At 73.0% G+C, this 20192-nt stretch carries 14 protein-coding genes; 13 read left to right on the forward strand and 1 reads right to left on the reverse strand.

Translation table 11 applies throughout. The annotated features are described in order from the left end of the window. The first annotated feature begins 1 nt into the window (after nt 1). Entirely contained in the window at nt 2–967 is a 966-nt protein-coding gene (locus FHR82_RS26555; protein ID WP_184813183.1) for a glycosyltransferase, read from the forward strand. A gap of 69 nt (nt 968–1036) precedes the next feature. Next, nucleotides 1037–1306, forward strand: coding sequence for a hypothetical protein (locus tag FHR82_RS26560; protein WP_184813184.1), 270 nt, complete (start codon nt 1037–1039; stop codon nt 1304–1306). Nucleotides 1307–1402: 96 nt separating this feature from the next. On the opposite strand, the gene FHR82_RS26565 is transcribed toward FHR82_RS26560, so the two are convergent. Next, the gene (locus tag FHR82_RS26565) at nt 1403–2341 is read right to left on the reverse strand and encodes a DNA polymerase domain-containing protein (RefSeq protein WP_225943868.1); all 939 of its coding nucleotides are present in this window, start codon (nt 2339–2341) and stop codon (nt 1403–1405) included. Nucleotides 2342–2424: 83 nt separating this feature from the next. Between FHR82_RS26565 and FHR82_RS26570 the strand changes: the two genes are divergently transcribed. From FHR82_RS26570 to FHR82_RS26620, 11 genes are all read left to right on the forward strand, one after another. Continuing rightward, nucleotides 2425–2622 (forward strand): DUF2795 domain-containing protein, encoded by a 198-nt coding sequence (locus tag FHR82_RS26570; RefSeq protein WP_184813185.1) that lies wholly within the window; start codon nt 2425–2427, stop codon nt 2620–2622. A gap of 55 nt (nt 2623–2677) precedes the next feature. Further along, nucleotides 2678–3145 (forward strand): YybH family protein, encoded by a 468-nt coding sequence (locus FHR82_RS26575; protein WP_184813186.1) that lies wholly within the window; start codon nt 2678–2680, stop codon nt 3143–3145. Between the two features lie 353 nt (nt 3146–3498). Then, nucleotides 3499–4194 carry a response regulator gene (locus FHR82_RS26580; RefSeq protein WP_221464246.1) on the forward strand — a complete coding sequence of 232 codons (696 nt, stop codon included), beginning with the start codon at nt 3499–3501 and terminating at the stop codon, nt 4192–4194. Nucleotides 4195–4205: 11 nt separating this feature from the next. Further along, on the forward strand, nt 4206–5042 hold the full coding sequence (locus FHR82_RS26585; RefSeq protein WP_184813188.1) for an aminoglycoside phosphotransferase family protein: 837 nt from the start codon (nt 4206–4208) through the stop codon (nt 5040–5042). A gap of 105 nt (nt 5043–5147) precedes the next feature. Continuing rightward, on the forward strand, nt 5148–6386 hold the full coding sequence (locus tag FHR82_RS26590; protein WP_184813189.1) for an MFS transporter: 1239 nt from the start codon (nt 5148–5150) through the stop codon (nt 6384–6386). A 165-nt stretch (nt 6387–6551) separates the two neighbouring features. Next, the gene (locus tag FHR82_RS26595; protein WP_184813190.1) at nt 6552–9734 is read left to right on the forward strand and encodes a non-ribosomal peptide synthetase; all 3183 of its coding nucleotides are present in this window, start codon (nt 6552–6554) and stop codon (nt 9732–9734) included. Beyond that, nucleotides 9727–11826: a type I polyketide synthase gene (locus tag FHR82_RS47625; RefSeq protein WP_184813191.1), complete on the forward strand. Its 2100-nt coding sequence runs from the start codon at nt 9727–9729 to the stop codon at nt 11824–11826. Before FHR82_RS26595 ends, FHR82_RS47625 begins: the two co-directional genes overlap by 8 nt. After that, nucleotides 11826–12089 (forward strand): phosphopantetheine-binding protein, encoded by a 264-nt coding sequence (locus FHR82_RS26605; protein ID WP_184813192.1) that lies wholly within the window; start codon nt 11826–11828, stop codon nt 12087–12089. Before FHR82_RS47625 ends, FHR82_RS26605 begins: the two co-directional genes overlap by 1 nt. Then, complete coding sequence (locus FHR82_RS26610; RefSeq protein WP_184813193.1) at nt 12089–15358, forward strand: non-ribosomal peptide synthetase; 3270 nt, start codon at nt 12089–12091, stop codon at nt 15356–15358. The genes FHR82_RS26605 and FHR82_RS26610 overlap by 1 nt, the downstream gene beginning before the upstream one ends. Continuing rightward, nucleotides 15355–18213, forward strand: coding sequence for a type I polyketide synthase (locus tag FHR82_RS26615; protein WP_184813194.1), 2859 nt, complete (start codon nt 15355–15357; stop codon nt 18211–18213). The genes FHR82_RS26610 and FHR82_RS26615 overlap by 4 nt, the downstream gene beginning before the upstream one ends. Continuing rightward, the gene (locus tag FHR82_RS26620) at nt 18210–20147 is read left to right on the forward strand and encodes an amino acid adenylation domain-containing protein (RefSeq protein WP_184813195.1); all 1938 of its coding nucleotides are present in this window, start codon (nt 18210–18212) and stop codon (nt 20145–20147) included. The genes FHR82_RS26615 and FHR82_RS26620 overlap by 4 nt, the downstream gene beginning before the upstream one ends. The last annotated feature ends 45 nt before the right edge of the window (nt 20148–20192 follow it).

Genomic DNA, 20192 nt, shown 5'->3' on the forward strand with positions numbered 1-20192 from the left:
CATGAACGTGTTGCTGTGGCACGTCCACGGTTCGTGGACCGACGCCTTCGTCCGTGGCAGGCACCGCTACCTCCTGCCGACGCTGCCGGAGGGCGGCCCGTGGGGCGGCGGCCGCTGCGGCCGGGACTGGCAGGCGACCGAGGAGATCGCGCCGGAGCGGCTCGCCGACACCGACGTCGACGTGGTGGTGCTGCAGCGCACCGAGGAGCTCGAGCTGGTTCGGCGGTGGCTGGGCCGCGAGCCCGGCCGCGACGTGCCGGCCGTGTTCGTCGAGCACAACACCCCCAAGGGCACGCCACACCCGCTGGCCGACCGCGACGACGTGCTCGTCGCGCACGTCACCCACTTCAACGAGTGGATGTGGGACAACGGCCGCGCAACCACGACGGTGGTCGAGCACGGCATCGTCGAGCCCTCCGCCCGCTACTCCGGCGAGCTGGCGCGCGCCGCGGTCGTGACCAACGAGCCGGTGCGCCGGTGGCGGGTCACCGGCACCGACCTGCTGTCCCGGTTCGCCGGGGAGGCCCCGCTCGACGTGTTCGGCATGGGCCTCGACGGCCTCGGCGACGCACTCGGCACGGACCGGCTCACCTGCCACGGCGACCTGCCGCACGACCGCCTCCACCCCGAGCTGGCACGGCGGCGCGCCTACCTGCACGTGCCGCGCTGGACGTCGCTCGGCCTGTCGCTGATCGAGGCCATGCAGATCGGCATGCCGGTCGTGTGCCTCGCCGCCACCGAGGCGGTCGAGGCGGTGCCGCCCGGCGCGGGCGTGCTCTCCACCCGCCTGGACGTGCTCGCCACCGGGCTCCGGGAGCTGATGGCCGAACCGGAACTGGCCGTGCGGATGGGCGAGGAGGCGCGGCAGTACGCGCTGCGCCGCTTCGGGCTGGACCGCTTCCTCGCCGACTGGGACCGGGTCCTCGCCGCGGTCCGGGACCGGTCGGCGGAGGCGCTAGTCGGCTGAGGGTGAGGGTTGGGGACGCTCCCACGGGGTAGTCCGGACGGTGACGGCGACGTGTTCCAGGAGAGCCACATGCAGCACAAGCACCCGGACGACCGGTTCGCGCTCAACGCCGAGGAACGGCGCCAGTTCCGTGAACTCTGGAAGGAACTGGCCGACGACGGCACGCCACGCCCGGCCGACGACACGGCGGAGGTCGACGGCGCCCGCGCGGGATGGAGCTTCGGCATCATCGTGTGCGTGGTGCTGATCTTCATCGGCCTCGCGGCGAACAGTGGTGTGATCGTGGTGCTGGCCGCGGGCGCCGCGGTCGGTGCGTACGTGGCGCAGCACCGGGACTGAGCCCGGCTTTCCCGCGGTGAAAGCCACCGGAAAGCGGCGGGGCGATTCCGTGGCGAGTTCTGCACGGAATTCGCGCAGTGAGGGCCGCTGAACCCGTTACAGCGGCGGTAGTTCCTGCTGTCGTCCGATGAGCGGCGCGAGCGGGTCGCCTTTCGTCCGCAGCCGGTCGGAGACGTCACGGACGGTCCAGCGGTCGGGGCGCAGCCCGGGCTCGGTCAGCTCCGCCCACCTGATCGGCACCGACACCGGTGCGTGCGGGAGCGGGCGGATGCTGAACGGTGCCACCAGCGTCTTGTTGATCGCGTTCTGCGTGTAGTCGAGACGGGCCAGGCCGCGGCGGCGGTCGCGGTACCACTCCCAGCTCACCAGCTCGGGCCGGACGCGGCCGACCACCCGGGACACCTTCCGCACCCACGAACGAGTGTCGTCGAAGGTGTACCCGTCACGCACCGGTATCCAGATCTGCACGCCCCGTTTCCCCGTCACCTTCGGCATCCCGGCCACGCCGAGGTGCGCGAGGGCGGTCCGGAACAGCCTGGCCAGCTCGACGATGTCGGCGAAGGTGGTGGTCTCGCCGGGGTCGATGTCGACCAGCGCCCACGTCGGCGCGTGCACGTCCGGCAGCCGGGACGTCCACGGGTGCAGCTCGACCCCGGCGAAGTTCGCCATCCACACGAGCGCGGGCACGCTGTCGAGCACGGCGTAGCACTGCGTCTCGTCCACGTCCGCCTCGGTGTTGTGCCACCGCGTCAGCCATTCCGGGGCGTGCCCGGGCACCTCCTTGTGCCAGAAGCCGGGGCTGCCGACACCGTCGGGGTAGCGGTGGGCGTTCACCGGCCGCCCCGTGAGGTACGGCAGCAGGAACGGTGCGACGTCGGCGTAGTACCGGATCACGTCCCGCTTGGTGAGTGCGGGTGGTCCGGGGAAGAGCACCTTGTCGAGGTTCGTGACCCGTACCTCCCGGCCACCGACCGACCACCACCCGCCCCGGCCGAGGTCGTCGAGCGAGGTGGACGTCTGTTCCGCGACCTTCATGACCAGGGAGTACCCCGCCGGAGCGACTTTGCCCGTCCGGTTTGCGGTGGCAGGCGGCGGGGCAGACAACAGGTATGGCCACGATGGACGAGACCCTCGAAGACATGCTGGCGGATCTCACCTTCCCGGTGGAGAAGTGGGAAGTGACCATGTGCGCCGACCTCCGCGGCGCCTCGGCCGCCACCCGGCGGAAGCTGTACGACCTGCCGTGTCGCACCTTCGAAAGCCCCGAGGACGTCGCCGCGGCACTGAATCGCCGTGAGGTGCCCGAGGTGACCTGACATTCAGGTGCGCCGTCTCGTCGTCCACGGTGACACCGATGGGAAGGGGACGGCGATGCCGGCACCACGCGAGACGGACGAAGCCCTGATCAGGAAGCTCGTCGACACGACCGTCGACCGGCTCCGGGCCAAGGATCTCGACGGTATGAAGCGGCTCTACGCGCCGGACGTCGTGTCCTTCGACATCGACCCGCCGCTGCAACACGCCGGGGTGGCGGCGAAACTGGAGAACTGGGCACGCGTGTTCACGTTCTTCCGGGACGTGACCTACGAGCTGCGCGACCTGACCCTCACCGTGGGCGACGACGTGGCGTTCGGGCACGGCTTCGGCCGCCTCAGCGGCACACTGCGCGACGGCACGGCGACGGACGGCATGTGGGTCCGCGTCACCTACGGCCTCCGGAAGATCGACGGCGACTGGCTGATCGCGCACGACCAGGTGTCCGTGCCCCTGGACGTGGCGACCGGCAGAGGGGTGGTCGACCTCGAACCGGCGACCGCCGCGGTGCACCCGTCACCGTGAGCGGACGGGGCCCGCGAGGTGGGACCGCACGGTCCGCGCGAACCGGTCCGTCGACAGGATCGGCACCGGCTCCGCATCCGGGCTGACCTCGTGTGCTGCCCTTTCGTGCAGTCGTCGCCGCCCTTTCGGCGCTGGTCAGCGGGTGTCCGGATGCATCGGAAGGTGGTTAAGGCTCCACCCGGCCGCGTCCCCGCATCCAGTCGCACGATGCGCATTGAGCCACCTGATGGTCATTTGCCGTTCTTTTGGTGTTGATGTGGCGAACAGCGTCACGCTCACCCACCCCGCCGCGATGTTCGTCCTGGTGTCCATCGTGTGTTGGAGGGAATTTGGGATCGGCGATTGTGTCCGTCGTGATCGCGGACGAGCAGCCTGTCGTTCGGCGGGGGTTGGGCGCGTTGCTGTCCAGGAACGCCGCCATCGCGGTCGCCGCGGAGGCGGCCACCGCGCGGGAGGCGCTCCGGATGGCCGTGTTGCACCGGCCGGACGTGCTCGTGCTCGACACCGGGCTGCCCGGTGGGCATGTGGACGGCACGGTGCGGGAGCTGCGCCGCGCGTCGCCGGGCACCGCGGTGCTCGTGTTCACGGCCGCCGACGACGAGGACACGGTGATCGCCGCGGTGCGGGCCGGGGCGCGGGGTTACCTGCTCAAGAACAGCACCGACGACAGCATCGTCCGTGCCGTGACCGCGCTCGCGCACGGTGAGACCGTGCTGGGGCCCGGTGTCGCCGACCGGCTCATCAGCCGCATCGGCAGCAGGCCTGCCCGGTTCCAGGACATGTTCCCCGAGCTGACCGCGCGGGAGCAGGACGTGCTGGAGCTGGTCGCGGCGGGCATGGGCAACACCGCGATCGCCGCCCGGCTGCACCTGTCGCCGAAGACGATCGCCAACCACCTCTCCGTGATCTTCGGGAAGCTGCACGTCCCGAGCCGCGCGGCCGCCATCGAGCTCGTCAAGGGCGGGCGGCGCGCACCCCTCGAACTCGTGCGCGGCACCCCCGCCCCGTTCCGTCTCCGCGCCGCGTCCGGTGCCATGGCCACCTCCTAGGAGTGATCTCGTTGCTCGACCTCGAGGCGATCACCGCCCGGCTCGAACCCCGCTTCGGCAAAGGCGCGCACCGCTGGGTGCCGAAGCTGCCCGGCCGCGTCGCGGCCATCGCGCAGGAGTGGGGGCTGACCGTCGGCGCGGAGTTCAAGTCCGGCAACTCGTCCGTCGTGCTCCGCTGCGACCACGCGAGCGGCCCGGCGATCCTCAAGCTCTCACCCGACTCCTACGCGGTGCGCGAGGAAACCGAGATGCTGCGGCAGTTCGCGCCCAGTGGCCGGGTGCCCGCCGTGCTCGCCGCCGACCGCGGCGCCGTGCTGCTCGAAGCGGTGCACCCCGGCGCGCTCGTCGAGAAGCTGGCCACCCCGCCGACCCCCGAGGAGTACGCGGCGTTCCTCACCGACCTGCACTCCTCGGGTGACCCGGACAGCGCGCCGCGCAAGCTCGTCGACTGGCTGGAGGTCCTGTTCAGCTCCGCCGCCAAACGCGGCGCCGACCTGACCTCCTCCCGCGCGCTGCGGGACGAGCTGCTGGCCGAGCCGACCGAGGACGTGCTGCTGCACGGCGACCTCCACCTCGGCAACGTCCTCACCTCGGACCGGAAGGGGCTCGTCGCGATCGACCCGATGGCGTGCGTCGGCGACCCGTGCTTCGACGCCGTCGACTACGTCCTCGAAGGACTCGACCGTGCGGAGATGCTGCGCCGCCGCGACGCGCTCGCCGCCGCGGCCGGTGTCGACGCCGGCCGGCTCGACGCGTGGTGCCGCGTCACCGCCCCGATCGGCGCCACCCACGTCAGCAACCCGGGGCACTCCGCCGAGCTGGCCGCGTTCGGTCGCGGCGAGTACTGACCGGGAAATCCTCCCGGCACGTTCCCGGCCGCGACACTGCCGCCGGGAACGTGCCGTGGCGTCTCATCGAAACGTCGGAACCCCACCAGCACAGGACGTGTACCCATGCCCATCGCCACCCTGCTGTCCCGGGTGATCCCGCCGGATGCCCTGCGCCGCAAGCTGATCGCGATCCGCCTCGCCGAGTCGATCGGCAAGGGCGTGTTCATCAGCGGCAGCGTCGTCTACTTCACCCTCCACGTCGGACTGTCGGCCGGCCAGGTCGGCCTCGGCCTGTCCGCGGCGGGATTCTCCGGGCTCGTGTCGTCGGTCGTGTTCGGCATGGTCGCCGACCGGATGAGCCGCAGGAAGCTGTTGTGCGCCCTGTTCCTGACGCTGGCGGCCGGGTTCGGCCTGTATTCCCTTGTGGACACCGCGGGTGCGTTCTTCGCGCTGGTCATGTGCGTCGGGTTCGTGGAGTACGGCACGAGCCCGACCATGAGCGCGCTGATGGGCACGCTCGTGCCACCCGACGAGCGGGTCCGGCTCAAGGCGATGATGCGCTCGGTGTTCAACATCGGCTTCAGCGTGGGCATCGGCGTGGCCGCGGCGGCCGCGCTGTCGCCGCGGCTGCTGGTGGTCATCCCGCTGACCACCGCCGCGCTGATGGTCGTCGCCGCCGTGCTCGTCACCCGGCTCCCAGAAGGCGAGCGCAAGACGATCCCCAGTGGACTCGCGAAGTTCGCGGCCGTGCGGGACCTGCCGTTCCTCGGTGTCATCGGGGTGTCGGCGGTGCTCGCGTCGCACGTCACGATCGTGCTGGTGACGTTGCCGCTGTGGGCGTTGAGCCGGACCTCGGTGCCGCACTTCGTGGTGCCGCTCCTGCTGATCTTCAACACGGTGTTCGTGATCCTCTTCCAGGTGCGGGCCAGCAAGGGCGCCGAGACGGTCGCCGGGGCGTGCCGGACCGCCCGCCGCTCCGGGTTCTGGCTCGCGGGCGGCTGTCTCGTCATCGCCCTCACCGCCCTGACCAGCAACATGGTGGTGGTGACCGTCGCGATCGTCGCGGCCGTGCTCGTCCTGTCCACGGCCGAGATCATGCAGTCCGCGTCGGCGTGGGGACTCGGCTTCGGGCTCGCGCCGGAACACGCGCAGGGCGAGTACCTCGGCGCGTTCGACCTGCACGTCATCACGCAGAACATCGCGGGTCCCGCGGTCCTGTCCGGAGTGGTGATCGCGTTCGGACTGTGGGGGTGGGTGGCGGTCGCCGTCGTCGTGCTCGTGGCCGCCACGGTCATCACCCCGGTGGCGCGCAACAGTGAGCGGCGACTGGTCGCCCAGCAACCGGAACTCGCCACCGTGTAACGGTTTCGCGATCAAGGCCCGGGTCGGCAGTGCGCCGCCCGGGCCTTTTCGCATACCACGGTCCCGTGGATACACCGGTGACCTCCCGCTGAACGAGGAAGGTTTCCCGGGCGTCCCGGAGGTCTGCCACCTCCATCGGGAACGCGCTCGTACCAAGCTCGAGGCATGGTCTTCACCGGTCGGGCGTCGTTCGCCCAGGAACGGCTGTACTTCCTCAACGAGCTGCAGCCGGGCAACCCCGCCTACGTCGTCGCGTTCGCCGTCCGCCTCGACGGTCCACTCCGGACCGACGCGCTGGCGACGGCGTTGCGGCGGGTGGTCGCGAGGCACGACGCCTTGCGCACGACCTTCGCGGTCGTCGACGGCGTGCTCGAACAGCACGTGCACGAGAACGGCGGTCCGGACGTCATCGCCCAGGACGTCCCGTGGGTGGACCGCGCGACCCAGGAGGCCCAGCTGCGCGACCTCGTCGCGACCGAGGCCGCGCGCCCCTTCTCGCTGACCGCCGGACCGCTGCTGCGGGCGTGGCTGAGCAGCTGGAGCGCCGACGAGCACGCGCTGACCGTCCTCGTGCACCACATCGCCTGCGACGGCTGGGCGGTCGGCCTCCTGCTCGCCGACCTCGCCGCCGAGTACAACGCCGCCGTCGCGGGGAACAGCGCCACCTACGACGAGGAGCCGCGGTCCTACCTGCGTTACGCGGCGGCCCAGCGCGCGGAGTCCGGTCGCGACGAGGCCGGTCTCGCCTTCTGGCGGGCCAGCCTCGCGAACGCCCCTCGGCTCGCCATCACCACCGACCACCCCCGCCCGAGCGTGCTGAGCTGCCGGGGCGAGGTGCTCCGCAGGCCGGTCACGCCGGAGCTCGTCGACCGGCTCACCGGCTGGGCCCGCGCGCACGGCACCACGCTGTTCACCGTCGCGCTCGCCGCCTACGCGTCCGTGCTCGGCAGGCACACCGGCCAGGACGACGTGGTGGTCGGCGTGCCCGTCGCGAACCGGATGGAGGAGGGCGAGGAACAGCTCGTCGGCTGCCTCGTCAACACGCTCCCGGTGCGCGTCGACCTGTCCGGCCACCCGTCGTTCGCCGAACTGGTGGACCGGGTCCGGGCCGCGTCCCTCGCCGCGTTCTCCTGGCAGCACGTGCCGTTCGAACAGATCGTCGCGGCCACCATGTCGGTCACCGAGGGGGAGCGGGAGCTGAGCCACGCGCCGCTGTTCCAGACCGCGCTGTCCGTGCAGAACTTCCCGTTCGCGTTCCCGGAGCTGACCGGCCTGGTGCTCACCGAGGTCGACGTGGAGATCGACGCGACCAAGTTCGACATCGGCATGACGCTCGACGTCGCCACGGAGATCCCGTTCCTGCGCGCCGAGTTCAGCACCGACCTGTTCGAACGGGACACCGCGGCGACGCTGCTCGCGCACTACCACACGTTCCTCTCGTCCATTGTGGACGGCGAGCCCGGCATGGTCACCGAGGCGGAACGGGCGCGGCTCACCGCCGACGCGGACAAGCCGATGCCCGTCGCGCCTTCGGTGGCGGCGCGGTTCGTCGAGCAGGCACACCGGAACCCGGCGGCCACCGCGATCCGCCACCGGGGCGGCGAGCTCACCTACGCGGAGCTGGACCGGTGGTCCGACCGCATCGCGGGCGCACTCGTCGCGAACGGCGTCGCCCGAGGCGACCGGGTCAGCCTGCTGCTGCACCGCTCCCCGGCGGTGGCGGCGGCGATCCTGGGGGTCTGGAAGGCGGGTGGCGCGTACGTGCCGCTCGACCCGGAGTACCCGAGGGGACGGCTGGACCTGATCGTCGCGGGCGCGGCGACCCGGGTGACACTGACCGAGCCCGGCACCTCGGTGCTCGCAGACGAGCTCACGGCCGGGCAGGACACCACCCTGCTCGACGTGTTCGCGGCCGACGGCGATCCCGTCCCGCCGCACAGCTTCCCGTCCCCCGGTGACCTGGCGTACGTGATCTACACGTCCGGGTCGACCGGCGCCCCCAAGGGGGTGATGGTCGGGCACGGCGGCGTCGACGCGTTGTTCACGCCCACCCCGGCCGGGCTCGACACCACCGCGGACGACGTGTGGCTGTGCGCGCACTCGTTCGCGTTCGACTTCTCCGTGTGGGAGCTGTGGGGCGCGCTCACCACCGGCGCCCGCGTGGTGATCGCCGACCAGGCAGACCTCGTGGACCCGGCCCGGCTGGCCGCGCTGGTCCGGGACGAGGGCGTCACCGTGCTCAGCCAGACCCCCGGTTCGCTGTACCGGATGTTGCCGTCCTACCTGGACCTGGCAGGCGCCGGCGCACCACTGCGGTACGTCGTGCTCGGCGGCGAGGCGCTGACGTGGTCGCGGGTCGCCGCGATGGTGACACCGGGACTCCGGACCGAGTTCGTGAACATGTACGGCATCACCGAGGGCACCGTCCACGTGACGATCACGCGGGTGCCCGCCGCCGGCCTGGCGTCCGTGCGGCCGGGGGACATCGGCGTCGCGCTGCCGTCCGGCCGCTGCTACGTGCTCGACGAGAACCTCGAGCCTGCGGGCACCGGCGTCCCTGGCGAGCTGTACATCGGCGGTGCGCTGGTCGCGCACGGCTACCTCGGCAACCCGGACCTGACGGCGGAGCGGTTCCGGCCCGACCCGTTCGGTCCCGGCACGGTCTACAAGACCGGTGACGTCGTCCGGCAGCTGTCCGACGGCAGGCTGGTGTACCTGGGCCGCAACGACAGCCAGGTCCAGATCCGCGGCCACCGCGTCGAGTGCGGCGAGGTCGAGCAGGCGTTCCTGCGCCACCCGGAGGTGCGTGCGTGCGCGGTGGTCCCGGACGGCGACCGCCTGCTGGCCTACGTCGTCGGCACGGGTGACGAGCGTGCGCTGCGTACCCACGTGCAGACCGTGCTGCCCGGTTACATGGTGCCGTCCACAGTGGTCCCCGTGGCCGCGATCCCGTTGACCGCACACGGAAAGGTCGATGCGCGGAAACTGCTCGCCGACCACCGGCCGGTCACCGTCCGAACCGGGCCCGCCGAGCGCGGCAGCTCGCTCGAGGAACGCATCCGCCGCATCTGGATCGACGTCCTCGCGAACGACGACGTCGGCCTGCACGACAACTTCTTCGACCTCGGCGGCCACAGCTTCGCGCTGATCACCGCTCAGGAACGGATGGCGGCCGACGGCCTCGACATCTCGGTCACCGACCTCTTCCGGTCCGGCACGGTCGCGGCCTGCGCCGCGCACTTCCGGCCCACGGCCGCGGTGGTCCCGGCCGCACGCGCACAGGACCGCAGGACCGGCCGCGCCATGCTGGCCGGCCGACGCAGAAGGGCAGGAGCCGACCGTGGCTGAGCAGGACAGCGGCAAGGTCGCGATCGTCGGGATGGCGCTGCGCGTCCCGGGCGCGGACCGCGACCTGGACCGCTTCTGGCAGAACATGGCCGACGGTGTCGACTCGATCAGCTTCTTCGGCCGCGACGAGCTGCGTGCGTGGGGCGTCCCGGACGAGCTGGCCGACCAGCCCGGCTACGTGCCCGCCCGCGGTGTGGTCGATGGCGCGGACCGCTTCGACCACCGGCTGTTCAGCTACTCGCCGCAGGACGCCGCGCTCATGGACCCCCAGCAGCGGGTGCTGCTCGAGTGCGCGTGGAGCGCCCTGGAACACGCCGGTCACGCACCCGTCGCCAAGGACGGCAACCGCACGGCGGTGTTCGCGGGCACCGGCATGAACGTGTACTTGCTGGACAACCTGTGGCCGAACGAGCGCGTGCTCAAGGCGGCGGGCGGGTTCGGGCTGGTCATCGGGAGCGACAAGGACTACGCGGCCACCCGTATCGGCTACAAGCTGAACCTCCAGGGCCCGGCGCTCACCACGCAGACCGCGTGCTCGACGTCGCTCGTCGCCGTCCACCTCGCGGTGCAGAGCCTGCTCACCTACGACGCCGACCTCGCGCTCGCGGGTGGTGCCACGATCGCACCGCCGACCCGGCGCGGGCACCTGCACGAGCCGGGTGGCATCTTCTCGCCCGACGGCCGCTGCCGCGCGTTCGACCGCGACGCGGCGGGCACGGTCCCCGCGGACGGCGCGGGCATGGTCGTCCTCAAACGGCTCGAGGACGCGCTGTACGACGGCGACCCGATCCACGCGGTGATCGCCGGGTCGGCCGTGAACAACGACGGCGCCCGCAAGGCGGGCTTCACCGCGCCGGGCCCGTCCGGGCAGGCGACGGTGATCACGACCGCGCTCGAGATCGCCGGCATCGACCCGGCCACGATCGGTCTGGTCGAGACGCACGGCACCGGCACCGCACTCGGCGACCCCATCGAGGTCGCGGCCCTGCGCCAGGTGTTCGACACGCCCGGCCGGGCGCCGCTCGCGCTGACCGCGCTCAAGTCGAACGTCGGGCACCTCGACACCGCGGCCGGGGTGGTCGGCCTGATCAGGATGGCGCTCGCGCTGCGGCACCGCACGATCCCGCCGGTCGCGCACTTCACCGCGCCGAACCCGGCGCTCGAGCTGGACGAGTCGGCGCTGTGGGTGCCGTCCTCGGCCAAGGCGTGGGACCCGATCGACGGCGTGCGCCGCGGCGGGGTCAGCGCCTTCGGCATCGGCGGCACCAACGCGCACGTCGTCGTCGAGGAGGCGCCCGCGGCGAAACCCGCCCGGCGCAGGCGTTTCCCGGAGCTGATCACGGTGTCAGCGAAGACCGAGCAGGCGGCCCGCGACAGCCTCGACCGAGTCGCCGCGTTCGTCGCGGACGCCGCGGCGCACGACCTCGGCGACCTCGCCTGGACCCTGCGGGAAGGCCGGGCCACGCTGCCGTGGCGGGCGACGTTCGTGGCGGGCGAACCACACCGGGCACCGGTGCGCGCGGCCGGTGCGCCCGGCGTGCCGTTCGTGGTGACCGGCGCCGGTGAGGTGACCGGCAACCGCCCCAACTACGACGCCGACCCGGTGTACCGCGCGGTCGTGGACACCGGGACCACCCACCTGCGGGCAGCAGGCGTCGAGCGGACCGAGGCGATGGAGCGGTTCCTCGCGGCTGTCGGGCTCGCGGCCTCGCTGCGCGCCCACGGCGTCGCACCGTCGGCCGTCCTCGGGACCGGTCCCGCGGCCGCGTGCGTGGCGGGGGAGCTGACCATCGAAGAAGGCCTCGGCCGCGTCGCCGTCACGATGCCCGAGCACGACGTTCCCGAGGTACCCGACGGGCCGTGGGTCGAAGTCGGCACCGCGGTCACCCTCCACCTCCCCGGCGAGACCGTCGACCTGCCCGTCAACCGGCACGCCCGGCTCCTCACCGTCGTCGGCAGGCTCTGGGAGCTGGGCATGGCGGGGGAGTGGGACCCCGCCACCGGGACCGGCCGCCGCGTACCCGCACCCACCTACCCGTTCGCGCCGACCCGGCACTACGTCGACGCGCCAGGCAATGGAAGGCAGATCTGATGCAGGACATCACGAAGCAGGACTGGGAAGCCGAGTTCGCGCAGCTGTGGATGGAGGTGCTCGGCGTCGACGAGATCGACGAGCACGACGACTTCTTCGACCTCGGCGGGCACTCGCTGTCCGCGCTGCGACTGTCCACACTGGTCCGTGAAGAGCTGAACCGCGCGGTCATGTTCGGGCACGTGCTGGAGAACCCGCGGTTCGCCGACCTCATCGCGGTGGCCAGAACCGTACCCGCCGACCGCCCGGTGGCGAAGGTCTGATGCGCGACACCTGGCTCCCCCTCATCACCGCCGCGCTCGGCGTCCCCGTCGACGAATCGGCGCTGCACACCCGGTCGTTCGTCGCGCTCGGCGGCACCTCGCTGCAGGCCATCGGCCTCGTCGCGGCGGGACAGCGGCACCTCGGCAAGGACGCCGACATCGCGGGCGTGCTGTCCGGCCGTCCGCTCGGCGAGGTCCTCGCCGCGGCCGCCGGCTTCACCGGTTCCGCGCCGGCGGTCGCCGCCGGTCCAGGGCGGCGGGACCTGTTGCCCGGTCAGAAAGGGATGCTCGCGGCACACGTGTCCGGACAGGACCAGGCGTACCACCTGATGTTCACCCTCGCCACCGGCGTGGGCGGCACACCATTCGACCTCGGCCGGACGCGGGCCGCGCTGCGTGCGCTCGTGGCCAGGCACGAGTCGCTGCGCACCATGTTCACGCACGGAGCCGACGGGGCCGGCCGGGTCGTGCTGCCCGCGCCGCACGAGCCTCGCCTGGTGTCGCTGTCGTTGCCTGCCGGGGTGGACGCCGTCGCCGCGGTCCACGACCTGTACGGCCGGGACAGTGCGACCCTGCTGCGCCCGTTCGAGGCGCCGCCGGTGGTGTTCGCGCACACGGACGCGACCGTGACCGTGCTCGTGCACCACGTCCTCGCCGACGGCTGGAGCGTCGGCGTGCTGCTGCGCGAGTTCGCGGACCTGTACGCGGGTGCCGACCTCGGTGCGGCGCCGAGTCCGGAGTGGATCGGGACCCGGCTCGCGGCGGTGTCGGGGTCCCGGGACGCGGCGCTCGCCAGGGTGACCGCGCGGCTCGACGGCGCACCGGCCGAGCTGACGCTGCCCACGGACCTGCCGCCGGTCGTGGAGGCCGACGGCCGGGGTGCCCGGCTGGTGTTCACGCTGTCGCAGGCGGCCGCGACCGCGGCGGAAACCCTGGCCCGGCAGGCGTCGGCGACCGTTCCGACGGTGCTGCTCGCGGCGTGGTCGCTCACCGTGGCGCGCCGCGCCGGAGCGGCCGACCTCGTGCTCGGCGTCCCCGCGGCCGGGCGGTTCGAGGCCGGCATGGACGGGATCGTCGGGTTGTACACGCGGGTGGTGCCGGTGCGGTGCCGGATCGCGGGCGACGGCGCGCCGACCGCGTTCGTCCGTGCGTCGGCGGCGGCGATGGCCGACGCCGTTGCCGATGCGGACCTGCCGTTCGAGGACGTCGTCGCCGCGCTCGGCCACACCGGCGACACGGGGCACAACCCGGTGGCACAGTTCGGTTTCGCGGCCCACCACGAGCTGGTGCCGTCCACCGTGGGGCCGTGGCACCTCCACGAGGGGCACTGCGCAGGCGCGGTGTTCGACGCGTTGCTGTACCTGCGCACGTGGTCGGCGCGGCCCCGGTTCGCACTGGAGTACGCGACCTCGGTGCTGACCGCGGCCGACGCGGGGGAGCTGGCGTCGTCGTTCGAAGCCGTGCTCGTGGAGCTGGCCACCGCGGCCAGGGTCGACGACGTGACGGGTCTGTCCGCCGCGCAGGCCGCGCGTCTGCGGGAGCTGGGCGCGGGTGGCGAGTTCGCCACCGCCGACGACCTGTGGAGCGCCTTCGTCCGCCACGCCGCCGCGACCCCGGACGCACCGGCCGTCACCGACGAGCACGAGAGCCTGACCTACGGGCAGCTGCACGACCGGGCGCTCGCGCAGGCCGCCGCACTGCACGCGTGCGGGGTGGGTGCCGGCGACCGGGTCCTGCTGGACGTGACCCGCTCGGTCGCGGAAGCGGTCGCGGTGCTGGGCATCGCGCGGATCGGCGCGGCCTACGTGGCGGTCGACCGCACGGCGACGGCCGAGCAGCGCGCCCACCTCGCGCGGGCCGCGACCCCGAGGGCCCGCATCGCGGATCGCCCGGCGGAGCCGGAGTGGACACACATCCCGGACTGCCCGGCCACGGCGGCCTGCGAGCCGCCACCGCACACCCCCGACCCCGCCGGTGTCGCCTACGTGTCGTTCACCTCGGGGTCCACCGGTACGCCGAAGGGCGTCGTCATCCCGCACCGCGCGGTGCTGCGGCTCGCGGCCGACCCGAACCTGTTCGCCGACCGGGACGGCATGTCCTTCCTGCGGCTCGCGCCGATGGCGTTCGACGCGTCCACCCTCGAACTGCTCGTCCCCCTCGCGAGCGGGCACGCCGTCCGCGTCCACCCGCCCGGCGACCCCACGCCGCAAGGGCTCGCGGACTTCCTGCGTGGCAGCGGTGTCACCCACCTGTGGCTGACGTCCGGCGTCTTCCACCTCGTCGCCGAGCACCGGCCCGACGCGTTCGTGGGCCTGCGTCAGGTGTTCACCGGCGGCGGGGTCGTGTCGCCGCCGCACGTGCGCCGGGTCCTCGAGCACTGTCCCGGCCTGCGCGTCACCAACGGCTACGGCCCGACCGAGAACACGACGTTCACCACGACCTTCGACCTCGACCACGCGTCCGCGGTGCCCGACCCGCTGCCGATCGGCACGCCGGTGCACGGCACCACCCTCCGGGTCGTGGACCGGGCGGGCAGGCTCGTGCCGCCCGGTGCGGTCGGCGAACTGCTGGCGGCCGGGCCCGGCCGCGCCGACGGGTACCTCGCCGACGCCGAACGCACCGCCGCCGCGTTCGGGACCGACGGGTACCGGACCGGTGACCTCGTCCGCTGGGACGCCGCCGGGCGGCTGCGTTTCCTCGGGCGCAACGACAAACAGGTCAAGATCGCCGGGCACCGCGTCGAGCTGGCCGACGTCGAACGGCGGATCCGGGACCAACCCGGCGTCCTCGACGTGGTCGTCTTCCTCGCGGGTGACGAACCGGCCGCCAAGCGGCTGTGCGCCGCGGTGAAGGCCGAGCCCGGCACGGACCCGGTGCCCGCCGCGCGGACGGCCGCCGAAGGGGGGCTCGCCCCCTACGCGCGTCCCCAGCAGTGGTTCACCGTGACCGAGTTCCCGTTGGACCGCAACGGGAAGGTCGACCTCCGCGCGCTCGCCGCCACACCGTCCACTCCGGACGCGGTCGCCGAGCGAGCCCCCGCTCTCGACGTCGAAACCGTGATCGTCGACGCCTGGACCGAGGCGCTCGGCACCGACGACTTCGACCTCGACGAGGGCTTCTTCGACGTCGGCGGCGACAGCCTCAGCCTCGCCGTCGCCCGCAAGCTGATCCAGCGGGGGCTCGGCGGCCGGCCGCTGCCCCTCACCGACCTGTACCGCTTCCCGACCGTGCAGTCGCTCACCCAGCACCTGGCAGGAACACACTCATGACAGACAGCAGTGACATCGCGATAGTCGGCATGGCCGGCCGCTGGCCCGGCGCCACGACCGTGGAGCAGCTGTGGTCGAACATCTCGGCCGGCCGGGTCACGATCACCGAGCTGACCCGCGGCGAGCTGGTCGCGGCCGGGGTGGCCGAGGAGACCCTCGACGACCCGGCCTACGTACCCGCCCGCGGCACCATCGCCGACCCGGACCGGTTCGACGCGGACTTCTTCGGCATCCCACCGAAAGAGGCCGCGATCATGGACCCGCAGCACCGGCTGCTGCTGCAGACCGCGTGGGAGGCGCTCGAGTCGGCCAACCTGACCGGTGACGCACCGTTCGGCCGCGTCGGCGTGTTCGCCGGCGCCGGGTTCAACTACTACCTGCTCAACCACGTCCTGGCGCGACCGGAGGTCGTCGACACGCACGGCCTGCTGTCGGTGGTGCTGGGCAACGAGAAGGACCACCTGGCGGCGAAGCTCGCCTACCGGCTCGACCTCGGCGGCCCCGCCGTCACCGTGCAGACCGCGTGCTCCACCTCGCTCGTCGCCGTGCACCTCGCGTGCCAGAGCCTGCGGTCCGGTGACGCGGACGTGGTGCTGGCCGGCGGCGCGTGCGTCGCCGTGCCGCAACAGGCGGGCTACACCTTCGAGCCGAAGGGGATCACGTCACCGGACGGGGCGTGCCGGCCGTTCGACGCGGGCGCGGGCGGCACGGTGCCGGGCAACGGCGTCGCGCTGGTCGCCATGAAACGGCTCGCGGACGCGACCCGCGACGGCGACACCGTCTACGCGGTGATCAAGGGCTCGGCCATCAACAACGACGGCGGCGCCAAGGTCGGCTACACCGCGCCGGGCATGGCGGGCCAGGTCGACGTGCTCGCCAGGGCGTACGCCGCGGCCGGGGTGGATCCCGCGTCCGTCGGCTACGTCGAGGCCCACGGCACGGCGACCGAGATGGGCGACGCGATCGAGCTGGCCGCGCTCGCCGAGGTGTTCGGCGCGGCGGCCGCCTGCTCGCTGGGCTCGGTGAAGGCGAACATCGGTCACCTGGACGCGGCGGCCGGGGTCACGGGGTTGATCAAGGCCGCGCTGGCGCTCCACTTCGGACAGATCCCGCCGCTGGCGGCGCTGAAGCAGCCGCGGCCCGAGCTGCTGGACGGGTCGACGCCGTTCACCGTCGACCCGGCCGGCCGGGCGTGGGACGACGGCCGGGTGCGCCGGGCCGGCGTCAGCTCGTTCGGTCTCGGTGGCACGAACGCGCACGTGGTACTGGAGGAGCACACCCCGGCCCGGCCGGCAGCGTCTGATGTGGACTCCCGGGAGGCGGTCCTGACCGTCTCGGCCCGGACACCGGAGGCGTTGCGGGAGTCGGCGGACCGGCTCGCCGAGCACCTGCACGACGAGCTGGACCTGCACGACGTGGCGCTGACCCTGCAGTCGCACCGCAGGCACTTCCCGCACCGGCTCGCGGTCACCGCCGCCGACGTGCCCGCCGCGGTCAAGGCCCTCCGCAAGGGACGGGGCCGGGAACGGTTGCGGCGCCCCAAGGTCGTGTTCCTGCTGCCCGGCCAAGGCGCGGAAGCGGCGGGGATGTCGGCGGAACCGTACGACCGGTACCCCTCGTTCCGCGCGGACATCGACCGCGGCGCCGAGCACCTGCGGGACCTGACCGGCATCGACCTGCGGGACGTGCTGGTGGGCGCCGACCCGCGGAACCTGGTGCACCGCACCGACATCACCCAGCCCGCGCTGCTGCTGCACTCCTACGCGTTCGGCAGGCTGCTGATGTCCTGGGGTGTGCTGCCGTCCGCGCTCGTCGGGCACTCGGTCGGCGAGCTGGCCGCCGCGTGCCTCGCGGGCGAGCTGGACCTGACCGACGCGCTGCGGCTCGTCGCCACCCGCGGCCGGCTCATGCAGGAGGCACCCGAGGGCGGGATGCTCGTCGTGATGGCGGCACGCGCCGAGGTCGAGGCGCACCTGGGCGGTGACACGGGCGGTGGCCTGGATGGCGACCTGGACGTCGCGGCCGTCAACGCGCCGGACGTCACCGTCGTCGCGGGACCGGTCGCGGCCCTGGCCGCCCTGCGTGCCAGGCTCGACGTGGCCGGGATCACGCACCGCGCGATGCCCGCGACCAGGGCGTTCCACTCCCGCATGATGTCCGGCGCGTCCGACGGACTGGCGGCCGTGCCGGTGACGCACCAGCCCAGGAAGATCGACGTGATCAGCAGTGTGACGGGCGCGGTGCTGCCGCGTGGGCAGGTGCGTGACGCCGGGTACTGGCCGGAGCAGCTGCGCCGCCCGGTCGACTTCCTCGCCGCGATCACCACCGCCGCCGCGCGGGGCCCGGTCGTGTTCGTCGAGGTAGGCCCTGGCACCGCCCTCACCGGCTCGGCGCGGCAGATCGCCGCCGACGCCGCCACCGTGGCCGTACAGCCGCGCCGGTCCGGCGCCCGGGACGTCGCCGCGGCCGCGGGAACCCTGTGGTCCCTCGGTGTTCCGGTCGACTGGGCCGCGGCGCGCGGCGTGCGGGCGGCCCGCGTCACGTTGCCGACGTACCCGTTCGCGCGGACCCGCCACTGGCTCGACGCGGCACCCGCCACCCCGGCGGCGGTGCCCGAGGCGCCCGCCCCGGACCCCGTTCTCGACCAGGTGCTCACGCTGTGGCGGTCGATGCTCGGCGACCCCGACATCGACGCCGACACGAGCTTCTACGCGGCGGGCGGGGAGTCGTTGCTGTTCATCAGGATGGTGTCGCGCGTCCAGCGCACGTTCGGCGTCACGGTGCCGGTCGGCGACCTGGCGTCGTCGCCGACACCACGCACGCTGGCCGCACAGCTCACGGAGGCGCGGGCATGACCGCCATGGACACAGCCACCATCGACACGGCCACCGTCGACACGGCCACCATCGACACGGCGACGGCCGCCGCTGCCGCGGCGGTCCTGGTGCACCGGCTCGAGCGACGGGACACCGTGACGGTCGCGCTGCCCGACCGCACGGTGTCGGTGACCGTCCGACCGGGCAGCACCCTCGCCGAGGTGGTCGACGGTTTCCGCCCGGCCACGGCACCTCCCGACGTCGTGTTCGGGTCCGACGCGACGGTCGCCGACCTCGGGCCGCACACGCTCGGGTTCCGCTTCGAGTGGCCGGAGCACACGACCGAACGCCTCGCGACCCTGCTCGACGGCCTCCGCGCGGGCTTGCCCGTCGGCGCGTGCCGGGTCGTCGGGCCGGTCGAACGGTCGGCCCTCCTCGCGTTCAACCCGCCGCTCGGCACGCCACCGCGGGTCCCGGTGCACGAGCTGATCCGCCGTCAGGCCATGGCGACCCCGGACGCGGTGGCGTTGCGCGACGCGTCCGGCGAGCGCACCTACCGGCAGCTCATGGCCGACGCCGCGGTGGTCGCGGGCCGTCTGCGGAGCGAGGGCGTCGGGCCGGGCGCGGTCGTCGCGCTGTGCACGGAACGCTCCGGAGACATGGTGGCCGCGGTCCTCGGCATCCTGCTGGCCGGGGCCGCGTACCTGCCGCTCGACCCCGCGCATCCCCAGGCGCGGCTGGACCTGATGCTCGCGACGGCCGGTGCCGAGCTGGTACTGGTGAGCCCGGCCGCCGCGCCGGTGTTCGCCGACTCCGCCGTACCGGTCCGCCCGCTGCGTGCGCAGGGCGATCCGCTGTCGTGGCGGGACTTCTCCACCTCGGTCGACGGCCTGGCGTACGTGATCTTCACGTCCGGCTCGACCGGGCAGCCCAAAGGTGTGGAGATGACGCACGCGAGCCTCGCGAACCGGCTCGCGTGGATGCGGGACGAGTACCGGCTCGGTGCGGACGACGTGGTGCTGCACAAGACGCCGTACACGTTCGACGTGTCGGTGTGGGAGCTGCTGTGGGCGTTCGCGGCCGGTGCGCGGCTGGTGGTGGCGCCGCCGGAGGCGCACCGCGACCCGCAGGAGCTGGTCGAGCTGATCGTGCGCGAGCGGGTCACGACTGTCCACTTCGTACCGTCGATGCTCGCGCTGTTCGTCGCGGAGGACGAGGTGGCGCGGTGCGTGTCGCTGCGGCGCGTCATCTGCAGCGGCGAGGCCCTGCCACCGAAGGTGGTGAACAAGCTGACGGCCGCGTTGCCCGCTGTCGAGGTGCACAACCTGTACGGCCCGACCGAGGCGGCGATCGACGTGACGGCGTGGCCGTGCCGCCACCCGGAGCCCGCCGACGGGGTGCCGATCGGCCGCCCGATCGCGAACGTGGCGGCGTACGTGCTCGACGAGACCGGTGACCTGGCGCCGATCGGGGTGCCCGGTGAGCTGGTCCTGGGTGGACACTGCCTGGCTCGCGGGTACGCGTCCCGGCCGGACCTGACGGCGGAGCGGTTCCCGCACGTCGAGGTCGCGGGCAGGCGGGAACGCGTGTACCGCACCGGTGACGAGGTGTGGTGGTCACCGGAGGGGCACCTGAACTACGTGGGCCGCATCGACACCCAGGTCAAGATCCGCGGCCAGCGCGTGGAACTGAGCGAGATCGAGTCGGTGCTGAACCGCCACGCCGCGGTCGCGAACTCGGCCGTGCTGCTCCGCACCGACCTGGGCGCGACCCCGGCACTGGTGGCCTACGTGGTGCCGGAACCGGGTGCGGACCCGTCGGACAAGGAGCTGCGCGCACACCTCGCCACCTACCTGCCCGACCACATGGTGCCGCTGCGGTACGTGTCGCTGCCCGAGCTGCCCGCCACCGCGAACGGCAAAGTGGACCGCCGGGCCCTGCCCGCGCCGGCGCCGAGGACCCGCCGCCGCTGACACCGTGCGCGCTGAACCGCACGCGGCCTGCCCACGTGTAGTGGA

Origin of the sequence: Actinophytocola algeriensis, from assembly GCF_014203735.1 — a bacterium.
Lineage (GTDB): Bacteria > Actinomycetota > Actinomycetes > Mycobacteriales > Pseudonocardiaceae > Actinophytocola > Actinophytocola algeriensis.

What these genes read in the sequence shown, in the direction of transcription:
- FHR82_RS26610 (WP_184813193.1), top strand. Translation starts at nt 12,089, where the DNA reads ATGCGCGACACCTGGCTCCCCCTCATCACCGCCGCGCTCGGCGTCCCC.
- FHR82_RS26570 (WP_184813185.1), top strand. Translation starts at nt 2,425, where the DNA reads ATGGACGAGACCCTCGAAGACATGCTGGCGGATCTCACCTTCCCGGTG.
- FHR82_RS26560 (WP_184813184.1), top strand. Translation starts at nt 1,037, where the DNA reads ATGCAGCACAAGCACCCGGACGACCGGTTCGCGCTCAACGCCGAGGAA.
- FHR82_RS26595 (WP_184813190.1), top strand. Translation starts at nt 6,552, where the DNA reads ATGGTCTTCACCGGTCGGGCGTCGTTCGCCCAGGAACGGCTGTACTTC.
- FHR82_RS26575 (WP_184813186.1), top strand. Translation starts at nt 2,678, where the DNA reads ATGCCGGCACCACGCGAGACGGACGAAGCCCTGATCAGGAAGCTCGTC.
- FHR82_RS26555 (WP_184813183.1), top strand. Translation starts at nt 2, where the DNA reads ATGAACGTGTTGCTGTGGCACGTCCACGGTTCGTGGACCGACGCCTTC.
- FHR82_RS26605 (WP_184813192.1), top strand. Translation starts at nt 11,826, where the DNA reads ATGCAGGACATCACGAAGCAGGACTGGGAAGCCGAGTTCGCGCAGCTG.
- FHR82_RS26615 (WP_184813194.1), top strand. Translation starts at nt 15,355, where the DNA reads ATGACAGACAGCAGTGACATCGCGATAGTCGGCATGGCCGGCCGCTGG.
- FHR82_RS26590 (WP_184813189.1), top strand. Translation starts at nt 5,148, where the DNA reads ATGCCCATCGCCACCCTGCTGTCCCGGGTGATCCCGCCGGATGCCCTG.
- FHR82_RS26620 (WP_184813195.1), top strand. Translation starts at nt 18,210, where the DNA reads ATGACCGCCATGGACACAGCCACCATCGACACGGCCACCGTCGACACG.
- FHR82_RS26565 (WP_225943868.1), bottom strand. Translation starts at nt 2,341, where the DNA reads ATGAAGGTCGCGGAACAGACGTCCACCTCGCTCGACGACCTCGGCCGG.